Below are 1,532 nucleotides of genomic sequence, written 5' to 3' on the forward strand. Positions count from 1 at the left end.
CTCGGGTACCGGCGGCGCGGGCGACGGCGGCGTCGGACCGGGCACCGGGGTCGGCGCCGGCTCGGGCTCCGGGCCGTTCGGCGCCGGGGGCTGCGCGGGCTCCGGCGGCGGGACCGGCTCCGGCGGTTCCGGGTTCACCGGTCCGGCCCGGTAGACCGTGGCGGCGGCGGGCGGCGCGGCCACCACGGAGGCGGCGACCTCCTCGGCGGAGACGCGGCTCAGGCCCGGCACCGACGCGCTGGCCCGGGCGGGTGCGGGTCCGGCCTGCTCAGCGGGCGCGGAGGCGCCGGTGGGCGGGGCCGGGCGGTCGGTCGCGGAGGCCGGCGGAGCGTCGGAGGCCTCAAGCGGCAGGGAGTCGGCGGACCCGGCCGGCGGTGCGTCGCCGGACGTGCCCGGCGGGGAGCTTGCAGACCCGGCCGACGGTGCGGTGACGGGCGTGGCCGGCGGAGACTCGCCGGAACCGCCTGCCGAGGGCTCGGCGGATCGGGCGGGGGAGGTTCCGGAGCCGTCGTGCGGCTCGGAGGCGTCCGTCTGCCGGCCGGGGGCGGCGTCGCGGTCCGGGGCGGCGTCGGCAGGGGCTGCGGCGTCCACTGCGACCGCGTCCACGGCCGGGGCGGAAGGAGCAGGTACGGGCACGCGTGCGGAACCGGAGACGCGGGGAGCCGGGATGGCTGCGCGAGCACTGCCGGGCGTACCCGGGGAGGCGTCGCCGTCCGCCGCCGGTGCGGCGGCGGGCTCGGGTGCCGTGCCGGCCGGGGCGGGCGGCACGGCGACGGGCTGGGGCGTCGCCTGGCGTTCGGCCACGGCGAAGGCGGACCAACTGGACGGCGGCACGGTGGCGCCGGGGAGGCGCCGGTCCAGCGGCGGTGCGGCGTCCGCCGGGGTGCCCGCGCGGTACGTCGTGGGACCGCCCTGCGGACGTGGCTGCTCGTCACCGGCGGGCGGCGGCACGGCCGAGCCGGCGACTGACACCCGTGCCCGCGCGACGGCTACCGGCCCGGGTGGGGCCGAGCCGCGGTCGTCGTCGCCGGCCGGGTCGGCGGGGCCGGGCGTCGGTCCCGGGTGGACCTTCTCCGCCGGAACGTCCTGCTCGCCCATCTCGCCCCTCCGCACCCACGCTCGCCTCCAGCCGTGGCGCCGACCGGAAGTGCCTGGATCTCACCGTGCCATATTCCGGCCCGGGAGCACAGCCGGAGTGGCGGTTGGGTCAGTCGGCGCTGCTGCTCGGGCTGGCGGAGCCGCTGCCGGACGTGCTGTTCGACGGGGCGACACTGCTGCTGCTCGGCGCGGCGCTGCTGGTGTCCGGCTCGGCGCTCGCGCTCTGGCTCGGCGTCGGGTCGGGCGAGTCGGTCGGGCTCGGCGGCGGCGTGCTGGGCGCCGGGCTGGACGTCGTCGGCTTCGGCGTCGGCGTGGTGGGCTTCGGCGTGGTCGGCGTGGGCTTGGGCGTGGTCGACGGCTTGGGCGTGGTGGGCGTGGGCTTGGGCGTGGTCGACGGCTTCGGCGTGGCCGGCACCTGCCTCCTATACACATCT

1 protein-coding gene and 1 pseudogene are annotated in these 1,532 nt (G+C 79.8%); one reads left to right on the forward strand and one right to left on the reverse strand.

The window, feature by feature from the left end; translation table 11 throughout:
• Positions 1–1,098 (reverse strand): annotated as a pseudogene (locus F8279_RS29625) (hypothetical protein); the annotation flags it as partial.
• A 104-nt stretch (positions 1,099–1,202) separates the two neighbouring features.
• Here F8279_RS29625 and F8279_RS30420 point away from each other — a divergent pair.
• Positions 1,203–1,532 (forward strand): hypothetical protein (locus F8279_RS30420; protein WP_225853463.1); only part of this gene is annotated, 330 nt, incomplete at its 3' end.

The organism is Micromonospora sp. AMSO1212t (assembly GCF_008868145.1).
Taxonomy (GTDB): Bacteria; Actinomycetota; Actinomycetes; order Mycobacteriales; family Micromonosporaceae; genus Micromonospora; species Micromonospora tulbaghiae.